Origin of the sequence: Pseudarthrobacter sp. NKDBFgelt (assembly GCF_046097905.1) — a bacterium.
GTDB lineage: Bacteria > Actinomycetota > Actinomycetes > Actinomycetales > Micrococcaceae > Arthrobacter > Arthrobacter polychromogenes.
In genome coordinates, this window is record NZ_JBJURL010000086.1 from 1 (window position 1) to 17,142 (window position 17,142).

Annotated in this window: 19 protein-coding genes and 3 tRNA genes; 14 read left to right on the top strand and 8 right to left on the bottom strand. The window is 65.2% G+C overall.

Going from position 1 to position 17,142, the window contains the following annotated elements; translation table 11 throughout:
* Window positions 1-3: 3 nt before the first annotated feature.
* Both ACKAE7_RS17875 and ACKAE7_RS17880 read left to right on the top strand, forming a co-directional pair.
* A tRNA-Asn gene (locus ACKAE7_RS17875) sits at window positions 4-76 on the top strand.
* Between the two features lie 124 nt (window positions 77-200).
* Window positions 201-273: transfer RNA gene (locus tag ACKAE7_RS17880), tRNA-Asn, on the top strand.
* A gap of 52 nt (window positions 274-325) precedes the next feature.
* Here the strand turns inward: ACKAE7_RS17880 and ACKAE7_RS17885 are convergent.
* The 3 genes from ACKAE7_RS17885 to ACKAE7_RS17895 all read right to left on the bottom strand — a co-directional run bounded on the left by ACKAE7_RS17885 (window position 326) and on the right by ACKAE7_RS17895 (window position 2,238).
* On the bottom strand, window positions 326-733 hold the full coding sequence (locus ACKAE7_RS17885; protein WP_188809312.1) for a hypothetical protein: 408 nt from the start codon (window positions 731-733) through the stop codon (window positions 326-328).
* Between the two features lie 85 nt (window positions 734-818).
* The gene (locus ACKAE7_RS17890; protein WP_188809313.1) at window positions 819-1,010 is read right to left on the bottom strand and encodes a hypothetical protein; all 192 of its coding nucleotides are present in this window, start codon (window positions 1,008-1,010) and stop codon (window positions 819-821) included.
* A gap of 4 nt (window positions 1,011-1,014) precedes the next feature.
* Entirely contained in the window at window positions 1,015-2,238 is a 1,224-nt protein-coding gene (locus tag ACKAE7_RS17895; protein ID WP_188809314.1) for a multidrug effflux MFS transporter, read from the bottom strand.
* A gap of 177 nt (window positions 2,239-2,415) precedes the next feature.
* Here ACKAE7_RS17895 and ACKAE7_RS17900 point away from each other — a divergent pair, with 177 nt between their 5' ends.
* The 6 genes from ACKAE7_RS17900 (at window position 2,416) to ACKAE7_RS17925 (ending at window position 7,699) form a co-directional block, all read left to right on the top strand.
* Complete coding sequence (locus ACKAE7_RS17900; RefSeq protein ID WP_408979910.1) at window positions 2,416-3,267, top strand: phage holin family protein; 852 nt, start codon at window positions 2,416-2,418, stop codon at window positions 3,265-3,267.
* A 92-nt stretch (window positions 3,268-3,359) separates the two neighbouring features.
* Entirely contained in the window at window positions 3,360-3,983 is a 624-nt protein-coding gene (locus ACKAE7_RS17905; protein WP_191036057.1) for a CDP-alcohol phosphatidyltransferase family protein, read from the top strand.
* Window positions 3,983-4,891, top strand: a complete 909-nt coding sequence (locus ACKAE7_RS17910; protein ID WP_188809316.1) for a DMT family transporter — start codon at window positions 3,983-3,985, stop codon at window positions 4,889-4,891. The genes ACKAE7_RS17905 and ACKAE7_RS17910 overlap by 1 nt, the downstream gene beginning before the upstream one ends.
* Window positions 4,892-5,021: 130 nt before the next feature.
* Entirely contained in the window at window positions 5,022-6,218 is a 1,197-nt protein-coding gene (locus ACKAE7_RS17915; protein ID WP_408979911.1) for a glycosyltransferase, read from the top strand.
* Between the two features lie 72 nt (window positions 6,219-6,290).
* A tRNA-Ile gene (locus tag ACKAE7_RS17920) sits at window positions 6,291-6,364 on the top strand.
* Between the two features lie 144 nt (window positions 6,365-6,508).
* Entirely contained in the window at window positions 6,509-7,699 is a 1,191-nt protein-coding gene (locus tag ACKAE7_RS17925) for an acyl-CoA dehydrogenase family protein (RefSeq protein WP_190613568.1), read from the top strand.
* Window positions 7,700-7,733: 34 nt separating this feature from the next.
* Here the strand turns inward: ACKAE7_RS17925 and ACKAE7_RS17930 are convergent, their stop codons facing one another.
* Window positions 7,734-8,294 (bottom strand): M23 family metallopeptidase, encoded by a 561-nt coding sequence (locus tag ACKAE7_RS17930; RefSeq protein ID WP_408979912.1) that lies wholly within the window; start codon window positions 8,292-8,294, stop codon window positions 7,734-7,736.
* A gap of 467 nt (window positions 8,295-8,761) precedes the next feature.
* Between ACKAE7_RS17930 and rpsB the strand changes: the two genes are divergently transcribed.
* The 6 genes from rpsB to ACKAE7_RS17960 all read left to right on the top strand — a co-directional run bounded on the left by rpsB (window position 8,762) and on the right by ACKAE7_RS17960 (window position 13,774).
* Window positions 8,762-9,649, top strand: a complete 888-nt coding sequence (gene rpsB / locus ACKAE7_RS17935; RefSeq protein WP_408979913.1) for a 30S ribosomal protein S2 — start codon at window positions 8,762-8,764, stop codon at window positions 9,647-9,649.
* Window positions 9,650-9,777: 128 nt separating this feature from the next.
* Complete coding sequence (gene tsf / locus ACKAE7_RS17940) at window positions 9,778-10,614, top strand: translation elongation factor Ts (RefSeq protein WP_066274704.1); 837 nt, start codon at window positions 9,778-9,780, stop codon at window positions 10,612-10,614.
* A 141-nt stretch (window positions 10,615-10,755) separates the two neighbouring features.
* On the top strand, window positions 10,756-11,493 hold the full coding sequence (gene pyrH / locus ACKAE7_RS17945; protein ID WP_066274706.1) for a UMP kinase: 738 nt from the start codon (window positions 10,756-10,758) through the stop codon (window positions 11,491-11,493).
* Between the two features lie 127 nt (window positions 11,494-11,620).
* Window positions 11,621-12,178 carry a ribosome recycling factor gene (frr, locus tag ACKAE7_RS17950; protein ID WP_066274709.1) on the top strand — a complete coding sequence of 186 codons (558 nt, stop codon included), beginning with the start codon at window positions 11,621-11,623 and terminating at the stop codon, window positions 12,176-12,178.
* Entirely contained in the window at window positions 12,178-13,101 is a 924-nt protein-coding gene (locus tag ACKAE7_RS17955; protein ID WP_408979914.1) for a phosphatidate cytidylyltransferase, read from the top strand. The genes frr and ACKAE7_RS17955 overlap by 1 nt, the downstream gene beginning before the upstream one ends.
* 88 nt (window positions 13,102-13,189) lie before the next feature.
* Window positions 13,190-13,774 (top strand): DivIVA domain-containing protein, encoded by a 585-nt coding sequence (locus ACKAE7_RS17960; RefSeq protein WP_408979915.1) that lies wholly within the window; start codon window positions 13,190-13,192, stop codon window positions 13,772-13,774.
* Between the two features lie 16 nt (window positions 13,775-13,790).
* Here the strand turns inward: ACKAE7_RS17960 and ACKAE7_RS17965 are convergent, their stop codons facing one another.
* From ACKAE7_RS17965 to ACKAE7_RS17980, 4 genes are all read right to left on the bottom strand, one after another.
* Window positions 13,791-15,257, bottom strand: coding sequence for a cation acetate symporter (locus ACKAE7_RS17965; RefSeq protein WP_188732160.1), 1,467 nt, complete (start codon window positions 15,255-15,257; stop codon window positions 13,791-13,793).
* Between the two features lie 7 nt (window positions 15,258-15,264).
* Window positions 15,265-15,615 (bottom strand): DUF485 domain-containing protein, encoded by a 351-nt coding sequence (locus tag ACKAE7_RS17970; protein WP_104185237.1) that lies wholly within the window; start codon window positions 15,613-15,615, stop codon window positions 15,265-15,267.
* Complete coding sequence (locus ACKAE7_RS17975) at window positions 15,612-16,328, bottom strand: LytTR family DNA-binding domain-containing protein (RefSeq protein ID WP_188809322.1); 717 nt, start codon at window positions 16,326-16,328, stop codon at window positions 15,612-15,614. The genes ACKAE7_RS17970 and ACKAE7_RS17975 overlap by 4 nt, the downstream gene beginning before the upstream one ends.
* A gap of 66 nt (window positions 16,329-16,394) precedes the next feature.
* Window positions 16,395-17,142: sensor histidine kinase (locus ACKAE7_RS17980; protein WP_408979916.1), on the bottom strand; the 748-nt coding region annotated here is incomplete at its 5' end.

Genomic DNA, 17,142 nt, shown 5'->3' on the forward strand with positions numbered 1-17,142 from the left:
CATTCCTCCTTAGCTCAATTGGCAGAGCATTCGACTGTTAATCGAAGGGTTGCTGGTTCAAGTCCAGCAGGAGGAGCGCACAATCCCCGTTCCGGTCTCCGGAACGGGGATTTTTTATGCCCGCAACTGCCCGTTCCACCCCGGATTAGCGCCGATTTCACTTTGGTCGGAAACCTTTGCTAGTGTCATACCTGCTTCATTCCTCCTTAGCTCAATTGGCAGAGCATTCGACTGTTAATCGAAGGGTTGCTGGTTCAAGTCCAGCAGGAGGAGCAACACAGAAAATCCCCGTTCCTCCTTTGTGAGGCACGGGGATTTTTGTTTCTCAGACGAAGTCCATCTCCACCTGCAGGAAGCGCTCCGCCTCCGCAATGGCGGCCAGGAACGCCTCTTTTTCGGTGGGTGACGTCCGGGGCTGGCGGGGGTTCCACTCGTGGGGAGCCGAATGGATTCGCACCACTCCGGTGTCCGGCGGCGCGTAGAAGATACCGAAGCGCTGTACCGGCCATTCGGGGGAGGCCTCAGGGGCTACCAGCAGCGCGGCATTGAAAGCGGGGTTGTACCACTGCGCGATGGGCCTCCGCCGGTCATCAGTAAACAGTCCCGCCGCATACAGCGCTGCTGACTGTTCGCCCGCCTGGGCACACAGCCGTTCCCACCACAGTGGCAGTATCCGGTGATCGCACCGTTGCCATGTGGCCGGAAGCGGCGGTTGTTCCTGCCAGGTGGGCACAAACACTATTTTATCGCGGGCGCCCTGCGGGTGGCAGGTACTCCACGCCCGCCACGCGTTTTGCTTCCGCCCCTGCGGTGCGGCGTCAGGGTCGGTTCCAGGGCCCCGGGTTGACGCGGTACAGCAGTGCCGACCCTGCAACCATGCCCAGGACAATGCCCATGGCAGGGTTGCCCAGGGCCCGGCCGGCGAAGTAGCCCGCGACGGCGCCAATCACCGCTCCGAGGAAAAGTCCCCGGCGGTTCCGGTGCGGCCTGCGCTTTGGCGTGTTCTTCACGGCGTCAGTGGATCGACGGAACGGTACGTGGCCGGACCACCAGCCACAGGGCTGCCATGGCCAGCAGGATGCATGCTCCCTGCACCGCGCCCATGGGGGCGGCGCTGGTGATGCCCAGCCAGCCAACCACCGGTGAGATGAGGCCCGCCATCATGAACGTCGAGAACCCGAGCAGGGAGGCCGCAGTGCCGGCCTGGCCCGGATGGCCGGCCAGGGCGAGCACCTGCACGCAGGGGAACATGAACCCCGTCCCCAGGATGTAGAACCACAGGGGAACCAGCACGCCCCACAAGCCGAAGCCCAGCTGGTCGAACACCACGATCAGCGTGGCCATCACGAACATCCAGGCAGTGGCGGCAGCGATGATCCACTGCGGCGGAACCCGGCGGATGAGGCGTGCGCTGGTTTGGATGCCGGCAACAATACCCAGGGAGTTGATGCCGAACAGCAGGCCGTACTCCTGCGGGGAGAAGCCGAAAACGTCCTGGAACAGGAAAGGGGAGGCCGACAGGTACGTGAAGAGGCCGCCAAAGTTCAGCCCGGCCACCAGCAGCAAACCGACAAACACCCTGTCGCTGAAAAGGACCCGGTAGCGTTGGCGGGCCGTCATGCCGCTCTGTCGGCGTTTTTCAGGCGGCAGGGTCTCACGGACCAGGAACAGGGCGGAGGTGATCACCAGCGTCCCGTAGGCGGCAAGGAACACGAAGATCCCGGGCCATTCCATCACCAGGAGCAGCTGTGAACCGATCACGGGCGCCAGGATGGGTGCCAGCCCGTTCACCAGCGCCATGCGGGAAAACATCTTCACCATGGCGTATCCGGAAAACAGGTCCCGGACCATGGCCATGGCCACAACGCCGCCGCCGGCAGCCCCCACGCCCATCAGCACGCGGAAAATGCCCAGGGTGGTGATGTCAGTGGACAGGGCGGCGCCCACGGAAGCTGCAATGTGGACGGCCGTCGCCAGGATAAGCGGGGTGCGGCGGCCGAACCTGTCGCTGAAGGGGCCCACCACCAGCTGGCCGATGGCGAATCCAACGGTGGTGCCGGCCAGGGTCAGCTGGACCTGGGCCTCGGTCACGCCAAGGCTCGCCTCCAGGGCCGGGAACGCCGGAAGGTAAAGGTCGATCGTGAACGGACCCAACGCCGTCAGGGCGCCGAGCAGCAGGATGTACAAAAGTTTCCGGCGGCGGCTCAACAGGTCGCCCGGATTGCTGGGAATGGTCACGGAGATCAATCCTAGGCCCGGCGCTGCCTAATTTTGCAGCGTTGTAGGCCACGCCGCCCGGCAAGCCCCGAAGTTCGCCCTGAACCTGAATGATAGTTTTGGTGCGGGGACTGTGCAGCTGCACTTTCCTGCAGCACACGGAAGCCGATTCGACCCATAACCAGTAAGGCGGAACCGATGAGCGGACGTCACAGCGGGCGTACCAGCCAGGGATTGCGCATCACTGCGCTGCCCAGGACGCTTAAACTCCTTTTCCGGTTGGCGCCGCGCCAGCTCAACGACGAAATCGCCTTCGCGAAGATTGAGCTTAAGCGCAAGGGAATCCAGGTTGGAGTCGCCGCTGCCTTCTTCGCCGTCGCTCTCGTTTTCCTCCTCTTCCTTGTGGTCGGCCTCATCGTGGCAGCCATCATGGGACTGGCAACCATCATGCCGGCCTGGCTGGCCGCCCTCCTGGTGTCCGCGGCCTTCCTGCTGATCGCGCTGATCGGCGGCCTGATCGGTGCCCGGAAGTTCAAAAAGGCCATGCCGCTCATGCTGGAAGAGACCATCCGCGGCATCAGACACGATATCGGCGTGGTCAAAGAAGGCTCCGCCTTCAACCCGGCTGTCCTTGACCCGCAGAGTCCCGAAGCCAAGGCGGCGAAGGCCGCAAAGGATGAAGCGGCTGCCAAGGCCAAGGCCGAGAAGGCAGCCAAGGCCGCTGAACACGAGAAGGAATTCCCGCACGCCTCCGAACCGGAGCTGGTGCGCCGGCTCAGCCAGCGCCGCCACCACCTCACCGAAGTGCGCGACGAACTCGGAACCGAACTGGATGTCAAGCCCCAGGGCAGGTACCTGCTGGCAACCGCCCAGGACAAACTGCGCGAAGGCCAGGCCCTGGCCGGCCACGGCAGGGATATTGCCGGCCGGAAATTCGCAGCGTTGTCCGGATCCGCGGACCTGGAGCAGCGCTGGAAGCCGCTGGCAGCGTTTATCGCCGCGGGAACCGTCTTCCTGGTCCTGGTGCGCAAGCTCCTCCGGACGTACTAGCACCGGCACCGGGCAGGCTCTTCGGCAGCCCCCGGAAGTTCAGGGAACGGCAATATCGCTCGCAGGGGGCAGCAGGAAGGAAGGGGGACGGGGTGAAGTTCATTGGTGCCGGCTCCCGTCCCGGACGCCCCCAGGTGGACCACGATATCGTGTTCACCATCCCCAACCTGCTGACCGTGGTGCGCTTCATGGGGGTGCCGCTCTTCATCTGGCTTGTCCTGGCCCAGAAGGAATACGGTGCCGCCGTTGTGGTCCTTGCCGTCATGGCCAGCACCGACTGGGTTGACGGGTACATCGCCCGCCGCTTTGACCAAACCTCGAAACTTGGCAGGGTCCTGGACCCGATTGCGGATCGGCTGGCGCTGATAGCGGTCGCTGTCACGCTGGTGATTGCCGGCGTCGTCCATTGGCTCTACCTGGCCGCCCTGGTGGTTCCGGACGCTGTCCTGCTGACCATGACGCTGTTTTTCTTCCGTGGCCACCCTGACCTTCCCGTGAGCGTGGTTGGCAAGGTGCGCACCGGCCTGCTGCTGCTGGGGACCCCCATGCTGGTCCTCTCACGGCTGGACACAGGGTTCTCCGCCGGGTTGTTCGTCGCCGCGTGGATAGTCCTGGGCCTGGGGTTGGTCGGCCACTGGATCGCTGCCTACAACTACTTCTGGGCCATCCTGCGAAAGGGCAGAATGCAGGCACAGCACGACGACGGGACCGCCTGATGGTATGGCTGGCAGTCGGGCTTGCGCTGCTTGGCGCGTTCTGCCTGGCCCTTGGTGCGCAGCGCCAGGGAAGCGCCGTCAAAGCCGACACGGGCGGCCTGGCCCTGAGTTCCAACGGCTTCCTGCGCCTGCTTCGAAATCCCCGCTGGGTGTTCGGCCTCCTGCTCCTGTGTGCCGGCATGGCCATGAACGCCGTGGCACTCGTGTCCGCACCGCTCACTGTGGTCCAGCCCATAGGCGCGATCGCCCTGGTGATCACCACCATCATCAATGCCAAGGACCAGAACCTCACCATCAACAGGGCAACGGTGGTGGCCATCGCGGCCTGCGTGACGGGCTCTGCGCTTTTCGTCCTCCTGGCGGTCAACGTCACGCAGGAAAACCACGACGTAACCGTCGCCGACGAGGTCACCATCGTGCTGCTGCTGGCCCTCGCCGTGGGTCTCTTCGGCACCCTGGCCGTGATGTTCAGGCACCGGATCAACGCCTTCGTCTATATCCTTGGCGCCGGGGTCCTCTTCGGGTTCGTTGCCGTCCTGACCCGGATCATCGGCAAGCACCTGCTCGATCCGAACGGGCTGTTCCTGCTGAATGTGCAGTGGTATTCGGTGGTGGCACTCATCGCCGCGGGCGGGCTGGGGTCGTGGTTTGTCCAGAGCGCCTACTCGTCGGGTCCGCCGGACCTGGTGATCGCAGGCCTGACCGTCATTGATCCCCTGGTGGGTATAGCCATCGGCATTGTGATCCTCGGCGAACTGCGGCCGGATGTCCACGCCGTGATGGCCATTGCCATGGGAACCGCTGCCTCCCTTGCTATCGTTGGGGTGATCGCCCTTTCCAGGCACCATCCTGAGGTCACGAAGCGCAAGAAGGACGCGCGGAAGGCCGTGGGCCGGGCGAGCCGCTAGCCACTGACCACCAGATCCCGCCGTTATTTACGCAAGCAAGATCCACCACGAGGCCAGGCGCCACCGCGCCGGCGGCCAACCGTGCTGCCAGTACATGCTGTGCGCACCGTGACCATCAGGAGCTCTCCACGTGACCACGCCCGCAGACCAGCGTCCCCTGACCATCCTGATCGCTGCAGACACCTATCCGCCCCACATCAACGGAGCAGCACAGTTCGGCTACCGCCTGGCCAAGGGAATGACCGGCCGCGGGCACAACGTCCATGTACTGGCCTGCCGCGCGGACAACGGAAAGAGCTTCACGGAGTTTCGGCGCGAAGGGACAGTCCACAGGCTCCGCTCCCACGGCGTCCCCACACACGAGTACTTCCGGATTTGCCTTCCCTGGGAAATCAAGAAGGAGATCAGCCTCCTCTTCGACCGGGTGAAACCCGACGTGGTGCACATCCAGAGCCACTACATGATCGGCGAGCACGTCCTTTATGAGGCCGTGAAACGCGGCGTCCGGATCGTTGCCACCAACCACTTCATGCCGGAGAACCTCAACCCGTTCCTGCCGTTTCCCCAGTGGTTCAAGGACATTATCGGCCGGATCTCCTGGAAGGACATGGGCAAGGTCATGGGCAAGGCGGACGTGGTCACCACGCCCACCCCGCTCGCCGCCAAGGCCATGCACCAGCACGCCTTCCTGCGCAAGGTGCTGCCGCTGTCCAACGGCATTGACTCCGCAGCCTACGAACTCCAGCCCGGCGAGCAGATCGAACCCCACCCGCACCCCACCGTGGTGTTTGCCGGGCGGCTGGCCGAGGAGAAGCACGTGGATGTGCTCATCGAAGCCGTCAGCAAGACTCCGCCGGAACTCAACGTCCACCTGGAAATTGTCGGCGGCGGCGAGGTGCGCTCCTCCCTGGAGGAGCTGGTCCGCCGGCTGCGCATGACGGACCGGGTAAAGTTCCTGGGCCTCGCCAGTGACGAGGAACTGCGCCGGGCCTACATCCAGGCCGACCTGTTCTGCATGCCGGGAACGGCGGAGCTGCAGTCCCTGGTCACGCTCGAGGCGATGTCCGCCTCCACTCCTGTAGTGCTGGCGGATGCCATGGCCCTGCCGCACCTGGTGCGCGACGGCGAAAACGGCTACCTGTTCACGCCGAACGACAGCGACGACCTCGCCAAGAAGATCACCATGGTCCTGGAGCTCCCTGCCGACCAGCGTGCCGCTATGGGACAGGCCAGCCGGCAGATGGTGGAGCCCCACAGCATCGATGGCACGCTGCAGACCTTCGAGGACCTGTACCGCGGAGCGCGCTTCGAGGACAAGGTGGTCTGAACGCTTTCCCGGGTTTGCTAGAGTAATTTTGCCCTGCCACCGCGTACCGATCGCGGGAGGTTCCGGGCATGAGGGGCTATAGCTCAGCTGGTTAGAGCGCGGGACTCATAATCCTAAGGTCCTCGGTTCAAGTCCGAGTAGCCCTACCCCAACGCGGAAACCGCGGCCGGCATGCATGCCGGCCGCGGTTTTCTTTCTTAAGCCTTCGATCTGCGGTATGTTACTGAGCAGTAACTTACCGTGCTCCTTCCTGGCGAGCTCCGGTCACCGCTGATCATTGTGAGGTAACCATGTCCACCACCGCTGCCGACCTCAACGACCTTCCCTATGCCGATGGCGACTTCTACGCCTTCGAACAGCTGCTGAGCGACAAGGAGCGGGACCGGCTGGCGGAGGTCAGGGAGTTCCTGGCCCGCGAAGTGCGGCCCATCGCCGTGGACTGCTGGAACCGGGGGGAGTTCCCGATGGACCTTATCCCGAAGCTTGCCGGCATCGACCTGGTCAGCCCCGTCCACCGGCAGGGCCACTCCAACTTGTTCGCCGGCCTGGTCCACGCCGAAGTGACACGCGCCGACACCTCCATTTCCACCTTCATGGGAGTCCATGACGGGCTGTTCACGGGCTCCATCGAAGCGCTGGCTTCGCAGGAGCAAAAGGATGCCTGGCTCCCGGACATCTACAGCATGAAGAAGATCGGGGCTTTTGGCCTCACTGAGCCGCTTGGCGGTTCGGACGTCGCGGGCGGAACCCGCACCACGGCGCGCAGGGAAGGGGACTCCTGGATCCTCAATGGAGAAAAGCGCTGGATTGGAAATGCAACCTTCTCCGACTGGGTGGTGGTCTACGCCCGCGACCTCGCCGATGACAAGGTCAAGGGGTTTCTGGTGGACACGTCACTCGACGGCTTCAGCGCCAGCAAAATCGAGAACAAGATTGCGCTCCGCACCGTCCAGAACGCCGACATCAGCCTGAAGAACGTGGTGGTGCCGGACTTCTACAAGCTTGCCAACGCCAACAGCTTCCGCGACGTCAACAAGGTCCTGAAGGTCACCCGGCTCGGTGTGGCCTGGCAGGCCGTCGGCCAGCAGTTGGCCGCGTTCGACGTGGCCCGGCGCTATGCCGTGGAGCGCCACCAGTTCGGCCGGCCGCTGGCATCCTTCCAGCTGGTGCAAAGCCAGCTGGTCCAGATCCTGGGCAATGCCGTCAGCTCCATGGGCATGATGGTCCGGCTCTCCCAGCTGGAGGACGCCGGCGAGGCCAAGGATGAGCAGTCCGCCCTTGCCAAGGCTTTCACCACCGCGCGGATGCGTGAGAGTGTGGCGATCGGCAGGAGCCTCCTGGGCGGCAACGGCATTGTGACGGACTTTGAGATGGCCAAAATCTTTGCGGACGCAGAAGCCATCTATTCCTACGAAGGAACGCACGAGATCAACACGCTGGTGACCGGCAGGGCCATCACCGGGATCTCAGCCATCGTCTAGGGTCCATGGCAGGCCACGTCCGGCCTTCTGTTCCCTAGGAGTCCAGGGGCAGCAGGACCGATGGCCTCAGGTCCATCACGAACTGCAGCGGATCCACGTAGTCTTCCCCGCGCCGGACGCCCCAGTGGACACAGGGCACGGTAGGGCAGTGCCCGGGAAGCGCCGTGCCGATAACCTGGCCCTCCGCCACTGGGGTCCCGGCGGCAAGGGTGCTGTCAACGGGCTCGAAGCTGCTCCGCAGCCCATCCCCGTGGTCGATGGTGATCACCGGCCGGTCCACCACCATGCCCATAAAGCTGACGGTACCCGCCGCCGGGGAGGTGACCGGAGCGCCGTCGGCCGTTGCTCCCAAATCAACGCCCCGGTGGCCGCTGAGCCAGGGCTTGGGCGGGGGATCGAAATGCCGCAGCACCTGCGGGCGCGGGGCAAGCGGCCATTGCCACGAAGGCACGGCTACCGCCGGGGAGCTGGCGGCAGCAGGGTAATGCCCCGCCTGCTGCACGGAATAAACCGGCCCGAACGCCAGGGGCTCGCCGGCCGGGGCCAGCGAGGCGGGCAGCAGGAGAAGGGCCGCGAGCTGCCGTGATGGTTTCATGCCACCAGATTGCTCTTGCTCCAAAGGCGCCGGAAGTGCCCACTTCGGCTATGTGGACAAGCCCCGTGCCGGCGTCGCTACTGTCCTCGTCAGTGTCCTCCTGCTGAAGGTGCCTGTAGTACACTTGGTGGAGCAGTTTGCTGCGCCCTCAATGCTTTCGGTCCGGCGGATATCCCAGTGGTCTTTCCAACGGTATATGCCCGTGTCCGGAATGCGTCGGCACATCTCATTCAGGAGTGTGGGGGAGCAGCTGCTGACTACGCGCATCCAGCCCTCCTGCAAGCGACGCTCCGGCCTCGCCGACGGGGGATCAGGCCTCCTGCGGTCAGGACCATCGTCCTGATGGGAAGCATGGTGGATGCCAGGAGCACGGCCCAGCCTGGGCCACGCTAATAAACCGTCAACTATTGGCAGGGTAAGAGAGCCATGGGCTCTCTCATGAATGACCTGCCGGAAGGAGCGCCGGCATGCCCGTCGTAACCATGCGCCAGCTGCTTGACAGCGGCGTCCACTTTGGACACCAGACCCGCCGTTGGAACCCGAAGATGAAGCGCTTCATCTTCACCGAGCGCAACGGCATCTACATCATTGACCTGCAGCAGTCGCTGTCCTACATCGACCGTGCCTACGAGTTCGTGAAGGCCACCGTTGCACACGGCGGCACCGTTCTCTTCGTCGGCACCAAGAAGCAGGCCCAGGAAGCGATCGCCGAGCAGGCCACCCGCGTTGGCCAGCCGTACGTCAACCAGCGTTGGCTTGGCGGTATGCTGACCAACTTCCAGACTGTCTCCAAGCGCATCCAGCGCATGAAGGAACTGGAAGAGATCGACTTCGACGACGTCGCCGGTTCCGCTTACACCAAGAAGGAACTGCTGCTCCTTCGCCGTGAACTCACCAAGCTGGAAACCAACCTCGGTGGTATCCGCAACCTGACCAAGGCACCGTCCGTGCTCTGGATCGTGGACACCAAGAAGGAACACCTCGCCGTTGACGAGGCCAAGAAGCTGAACATCCCCGTTGTGGCCATCCTGGACACCAACTGCGATCCTGACGAAGTCGACTTCCCGATCCCGGGCAACGACGACGCCATCCGCTCCGTGAACCTCCTCACCCGCGTTGTTGCCGACGCCGTTGCCGAGGGCCTCATCGCACGCAACAACCGCGGCACCGGTGCTGCCGAAGCTCCGGAAGAGCCCCTGGCTGAATGGGAGCGCGAGCTCCTCGAAGGCAGCAAGGCTGAAGAGGGTGCCGCTCCGGCCGCTGAAGAAGCTGCTGCTCCGGCTGCCGAGGAAGCCCCGGCCGCTGCCGAGAAAGCCCCGGCCGCTGCCGAGGCTCCCGCCGAAGACGCCAAGTAACACAAGTACATCCGGATTTTCCGGCGCTGCCTGCAGCGCCGGAGCTGCTGACAGGATGGCGGCCCACCCGTGGGCTGCCGTCCTGTCAGTCCGTACACCACCACACATTTCTAGACAGAGGGGTTCACATGGCGAACTACACTGCCGCGGACATCAAGGCCCTGCGCGAGCGCACCGGCGCCGGCATGATGGACGTCAAGAAGGCTCTTGACGAGGCCAACGGTGACGCCGAGAAGGCCATCGAAATCATCCGCATCAAGGGCCTCAAGGGCGCTACCAAGCGTGAAGGCCGCTCCACCGCTGAAGGCCTGGTGGCCGCCAAGGTCAGCAACGGCGTCGGCGTCATGATCGAGGTCAACTGCGAGACCGACTTCGTGGCCAAGGCCGACAAGTTCATCCAGCTGGCCGACAAGGTCCTGGCCGTCGCCGTCGAGTCCGGCGCTGCCGACCTCGAGACCCTGCTCGCCACCGATGTTGACGGCAAGCCCCTCTCCGAGGTCGTCGTCGAAGAAGGCGCTGTCCTGGGCGAGAAGGTTGTTGTCCGCCGCATCTCCCGCATCGAGGGCGCAACGGTTGACGCTTACCTGCACAAAACCTCCAAGGACCTCCCGGCCCAGGTTGGCGTGCTGTTCGCTGTTGACGGTGAAGGCGAAGCCGCTGCAACTGCAGCACACGACGTCGCAGTCCACATCGCTGCCATGGCTCCGAACTACCTGACCCGCGAGGACGTCCCGTCCGACCTGGTCGAGTCCGAGCGCCGCATCGCCGAAGAGACCGCCAAGGCTGAGGGCAAGCCCGAGGCCGCGCTCACCAAGATCGTGGAAGGCCGCGTTACCGGCTTCTACAAGGGTGAGGTCCTGGTTGACCAGGCATTCGCGAAGGACGCCAAGAAGTCCGTGGCGCAGGTCCTCACGGAGGCCGGTGTCAAGGGAACCGCGTTCACGCGTTTCCGCGTCGGCTCCTAGCCGAAACTGCAAGGGGGTGGCCACTTCGGTGGCCGCCCCTTTTGCATGCGCGGGGGAGGCCTCCGTATGGGGCAGGCCGGAATAAGACCTTTGGCCGCGCAGCAGGATAACCTTTTTAGAGTCCACCAACGGGAAGGCATCATGGAAGCCGTCAACACTGTAATCCAGCCAGAGAAAAGCCGACGCCGGGTCCTCTTGAAGCTTTCAGGTGAAGTCTTCGGCGGCGGAAAGCTGGGCGTTGACCCCGAGACCGTCCGCGACGTCGCCAAGCAGATCGCTGCAGCCGTTCCCCAGGTGGAGGTGGCCATCGTCGTCGGCGGCGGCAACTTCTTCCGCGGTGCGGAGCTCTCCCAGAGCGGCATGGACCGTTCCCGCGCGGACTACATGGGCATGCTCGGCACCGTGATGAACTGCCTGGCCCTGCAGGACTTCCTGGAGCAGGCCGGCGTCGAAACCCGGGTCCAAAGCGCCATCACCATGGGCCAGGTCGCCGAGGCCTACATCCCCCGCCGTGCCATCCGCCACATGGAAAAGGGCCGCGTAGTCATCTTCGGTGCCGGCGCGGGCCTGCCGTACTTCTCCACCGACACCGTCGCCGCCCAGCGGGCCCTCGAGGTCCACGCCGACGTTGTCCTGATGGCCAAGAGCGGCGTGGACGCCGTCTACACCGCCGACCCCAAGAAGGACCCCACCGCCGAGCGGCTGGAAACCCTCAGCTACGACGACGCCCTCCGCCGCGACATCCGCGTCATGGACCAGACCGCCATGACCATGTGCAAGGACAACGACCTTTCCATGGTGGTCTTTGGCATGGAAGGCGAAGGCAACGTCACCAGGGCCATCCTCGGCGAAAAGCTGGGCACGCTGGTCACCACCTAGCTACAGCTAGGATGATTTCAGGACTGTTCCGTTCCTGCCCCTGCGGGCGGGGACGGGCCGGCATCAAAGAACCACGTTTGTGCATGGACCCGGCGCCCCGGACTGCACCAGAATCTGAGGAGAGACCGTGATCGAAGAAACCTTGCTCGAAGCCGAAGAAAAGATGGACAAGGCCGTAGAGGTAGCCAAGGAAGACTTCGCTTCCGTCCGCACCGGGCGTGCCAACCCGGGCCTGTACAACAAGGTCCTGGTGGAGTACTACGGGTCACCCACTCCGCTGCAGCAGCTCGCCTCGTTCGCCATCCCGGACGCCCGCACCATCCTCATCACGCCGTTCGACAAGACGGCGCTGCGGGATATCGAACGTGCGCTCAGTGATTCCGAGGTCGGCGCCAACCCGTCCAACGACGGCAACGTCATCCGGATCACCATCCCGGAACTGACGAAGGAACGCCGCAAGGAATACGTCAAGATCGTCAAGACCAAGGGCGAGGACGCCAAGGTCTCCATCCGCAACATCCGCCGCAAGGCCAAGGAAACCCTGGACCGCCTGGTCAAGGACGGCGAAGCCGGCGAAGACGAGGGCACCCGGGCCGAGAAGGAACTGGACAGCCTGACCAAGGCGCATGTGGACGGCATCGATGAGCTGCTCAAGCGCAAGGAAGCAGAGCTGCTCGAAGTCTGATGGGCCAGGCAGATCAGGCCCCGGCATCCAGGGCGCGCATACGGGGGAAGCAGCCCAGGAGCAACCCGACGCCGAAGGCAGGGAGGAACCTCCCCGCCGCCGTGGTGGTGGGCCTGGCAATGCTCTTCGCCGTATTGGGCGGACTGCTGTTGCTCCCGCTTGCCTTCGTAGCAGTCACCACCACCTTCGCCATTTTCGGCGTGTGGGAAATCTACCGCGCCCTGGAGGCCAACGGCACCAGGATGCCCATCATCCCGGTCATGACGGGTACTGTCGCCATGCCGTTTGCCGCCTACCTCGGAGGCATTGAGAGCCTCCTGTTCGCGATGCTGCTGAGCTCAGTGGCCGTTCTCCTGTGGCGGTCCATCGAAAGCGCGGCAGGTTCCGCCAACAGCATCTTCGCTGGCGTCTTCACGCTCGGCTGGGTGCCGTTCTTCATCAGCTTCGCCATCCTGCCGCTGCACGCGGCCGGCGGTGCAACGCCCCTGGGCCTCTGGCCGGGCGGCACGGTTCCCCAAGGCGCGTGGCAGGTGGCCGTGATGCTCCTGCTGGTGGTCTCCAACGACACCTTCGGATACCTGGTGGGTGCGTCCCTGGGCAAGCACCCCATGGCGCCCAAGATCAGTCCCAAGAAGTCCTGGGAAGGTTTCGCAGGCTCCATCGGCGGGGCCATCCTCATTGGAATCCTGGCCTGCCTTTATGTGCTGGACCAGCCCTGGTGGGTGGGTGTCGTCCTGGCGGTCGGCCTGGTGGCGGCTTCCACGGCAGGCGACCTGGCTGAATCCATGGTCAAGCGCGAACTGGGCATCAAGGACATGAGCAGCATCCTGCCCGGGCACGGGGGAGTCATGGACAGGCTCGACTCAATCGTGTTCGCGTCCCCGGCCGCGTTCATCCTGTACGGACTGGTGTCCGTCGCCTGACACAAACCCTGCCGGACCTGCAGAGAACCCCCGGCACACATAAGCTGGTGCAGAAGCACCACAGCGGAAGAGCATTGAAGGAAGCATAGTGGCATTGGACATTCATCGGCAGATCCCTGCGTCCTTTGAGCGCGTCCAGCGCGGTGAGTACGGCTACAACGCCAAACAGGTGGACCAGTTCCTGCAGCAGGCGCGCGTATCGCTGGAGAATCCGGAATCAGCACCACAGCCCATCAACAGCGCGGACGTGCGGGCTGTCTCCTTCGATCCCGTCAAAGGCGGATATTCCGCCGCCATCGTGGACGCAGCCCTGGACCGGCTCGAGGATGCCTTCGCACGCCGGGAACGTGATGAGCTGATCGCTGCCAGCGGCGAGGAAGCCTGGCTGCGCGAGATCGGACACCTCTCGAGCATCCTGCGCGGCCGCCTGCACAGGCCCGACGGCGACCGCTTCCGCCGCCCCGCCAAGAAGAAGGCCCGCAGCTACAACACGGCCGACGTCGACCGGCTGTGCCGTGAGCTCATCGCCTACCTTGAGCAGGACAAGCCGCTCAGTGTGGACAGTGTCCGCCGGGCGGTCTTCCGCCCCGCCGCGGGCCGCGACGGGTACGAGGAAGCCCAGGTGGATGCCTTCCTGGACCGGGTCGTCGAGCTCATGGCTGCCATCGACTGATCCTGCCGGCCCCGCCTCAGCGTTCGGTGGCCAGCGGTCGCTCGGGGGTGTGCAGCCGGGTCATCACCTTCGACATGGTTTTGGGGATCCGTTGCGACGTTGCGCGGGACACGATGACCATCACCGCAAAGGCGGCGGGAACCGTCCACGCCGCCGGCTGGGCCAGCCAGCCGGGCGTGCTGGCTGCCCCGGCCAGGGCTCCGGCGATCATTGCCCCGCCGCACAGGACCCCGCCGGTCAGCATCCCGGCGATAGCGCCGGCGTCGGTCAGCCCGCGCCACCAGATGCCCAGCAGCAGCACCGGGCAGACCGTTGAGGCCGTGAATGCGAACACCAGCCCGACGCTCCCGGCGAGGGCGAACGAATCGGTCATGAAGGCAAAGCCCAGCGGCACCACGGCGGAAATGACTGCTGCCAGCCGGAAGCTGCCCACGCCTGCCCCCAGGACGTCCTGGCTGATAACGCCGGCCAGGGAAACCACCAGCCCCGACGTGGTGGACAGGAACGCGGCGAAGGCTCCCGCCACCACCAGGGCTGACAAAAGGTCGCCCGCCGTTCCGCCCACCAGTTCCCCCGGGAGCAGCAGCACCATGGCGTCCGCCTGGCCCGCAGTAGCCAGGCCGGGAGCGAACATACGTCCCACCAGCCCGTACGCGGTGGGGAACAGGTAGAACACGGACAGCAGGCCCAGGACGATCAGCGTGGTGCGGCGGGCGGACTGCCCGTCCGGGTTGGTGTAGAAGCGCACCAGGACGTGCGGCAGGCCCAGGGTTCCGAACAGGAGGGCCACCAGGAGCGAAACGTTCTGGTAGAGGCCGGCAGGGGGCGCGCCGGTGGGGTTGACCGACGGCGGGGCGAGCGGGGCGGTCCCGCTGCCGGCAAGGACAAAAATGATGAACAGGATGGGTACGGCAAGCGCGGTGAGTTTGAGCCAGTACTGGAACGCCTGGACGAACGTGATGGAGCGCATGCCGCCCGCCACCACGGTGAGGCACACAACGATCACCACCGCCACGGATCCCACCCAGGACGGCAGGCCCGTGGTGATGCGGATGGTGAGGGCAGCACCATGGAGCTGGGGCACGATGTACAGCCAGCCCACCAGCACCACCACCAGGCTGGTCACTTTGCGGACCGGCAGGGAGTCAAGCCTGGCCTCGGTGAAGTCCGGGATGGTGTAGGCCCCGGACCTCCGCAGCGGTGCGGCCACAAAGAGCAGCAGCATCAGGTACCCCGCGGTGTAGCCCACCGGAAACCACAGCGCATCCGTGCCGGACAGCAGGATCAGGCCGGCAACACCCAGGAAGCTGGCGGCGGAAAGGTACTCGCCGCCGATGGCCGAGGCGTTCCACCACGGCCGGACCGTCCGGGAAGCAACATAGAAGTCACCCGTGGTCCGTGAAATCCGCAGGCCGTAGAAGCCGATGACCGCTGTGGCCACGGACACCCCAACCAGGGCAGCTATCGCCACTCCGGGGTTCACGGTGCCCTCACTGGTCCTCGGCCAGGTCCCGGTAGCGCGCCTCGTTGCGCGCCGCCGTCCGGATGTACAGCCACGCGCTGAGCCCGATGACCGGATAGATGCCGGCTCCCAGCAGCAGCCAGGCGAACGGAATGCCGGCCACCCGGGTTTCCGCCAGGCCGGGGACGGCCGCGAGCAGCAGGGGGAAGGCGCAAAGGATCAGCAGGAACCCGGCGGCCACCACCAGGGCCAGCCGCAGCTGGGATCTGATCAGGGACCTGACGAACACCTGGCCCACTTCCGAGTCCTGCGCGGCCTCCCTCGTCTCCTTGGCCGGACGCGCCGCTGTACGTGGAGCCGTCACCCGCACCCTGGTCATGTATTGGGCCTGATCCGGGTGGCCTCAAGCTTTTCCCGGACCGTGGGCAGGTGCCGCCTGCTGATGGGAAGGCTCGCACCCGCCACGGTGACGCTGGGACCGTCCGCGGCGAGCTTCATCGAGGTCACGTGCTTGAGGGCCACCAGGTAGGACCGGTGCGTCCGGATGAACCCCGCATCCGCCCACTGCTGTTCGAGGTCCGCAAGCGGAACCCTGATCAGGTAGCTGGCTTCGGCGGTGTGGAGCCGCGCGTAGTCCCCCTGTGCCTGGACGTACGTCACGTCGTCGCGCCTGATCATTTTGGTGGTCCCGCCCAGGTCCACCGTGATCATCTCCGGGGCGGCGCCGCCGTCGCGCAGTTCACTGATGCGGCCCACGCAGCGTGACAGGCGTTCCACCCGCACGGGCTTGAGCAGGTAGTCCACTGCCGCGAGTTCGAAGGCGTCCAGTGCGTGGTCCTCGTCCGCCGTCACGAACACGACGGCGGGCGGGCGGCTGCTCCCGGCGATGGCACGGGCAATGTCCAGGCCGGACACCGCCGGCATGTGGATGTCCAGGAAGACGGCATCAACAGGGGCGGAAGCGAGCGCTTTGAGCGCATCGCTGCCGGAGGTGGCCCGGAGGATTTTGCCCACGCGCTCGTCCTTGCCCAGCAGGAAGGCCAGTTCCTCTACGGCGGGCAGCTCATCATCAACGACGAGGACGTTAATCATGCTCCTAGGGTAGCTTTCCGGAGCCGTGACACCGTGCCGGCACCCGCGTGCAGGGCCCCGCCAGGGTCACGCATCGTGCCCGGGCTGGGACTTGGGGACCCGCATGGTGATCAGGGTTCCTTCGCCGGGCGCGGTCTCGATGACCAGCCCGTGGTCGTTGCCGTAGACCTGGCGGAGGCGGGCATCGACGTTGCGCAGGCCCACATGTTCGCCGTCCGTGTGCCCGGCCAGCATGGACTGCAGCTGCTCCGGATCCATGCCCACGCCGTCGTCCTCGATGGTCACCTCCGCGAACGCGCCGGCGTCGTTGGCGGTGATGCTGATGTGTCCCGGCCCCTCCTTGGCCTCGAGCCCGTGCCGGACCGCGTTCTCCACCAGCGGCTGCAGGCTGAGGAACGGGATAACGGTGCTGAGCACTTCCGGCGCCACCCGCAGGCTGACCTGCACCCGTTCACCGAACCGGGCGCGTTCCAGCAGCAGGTACCGGTCGATGCAGCGGAGTTCCTCAGCCAGCGTGGTGAAGTCCCCGTGCCGCCGGAACGAGTACCGGGTGAAGTCGGCGAACTCGACCACCAGCTCGCGGGCGCGGGCTGGGTCCGTGTTGATGAAGGATGCGATGGCATTGAGCGAGTTGTAGATGAAATGCGGGCTGATCTGCGCGCGCAGGGCCCGCACCTCGGCCTCCATCAGCTGGGTGCGGGAGGCGTCCAGCTCCGCGAGTTCCACCTGCACGGCCACCCAGTCCGCCACTTCGCTGGTGGCCCTGACCAGCCCCGCGCCGGCGGAGGGAGCGAAGGCGGCGACGGCGCCCACC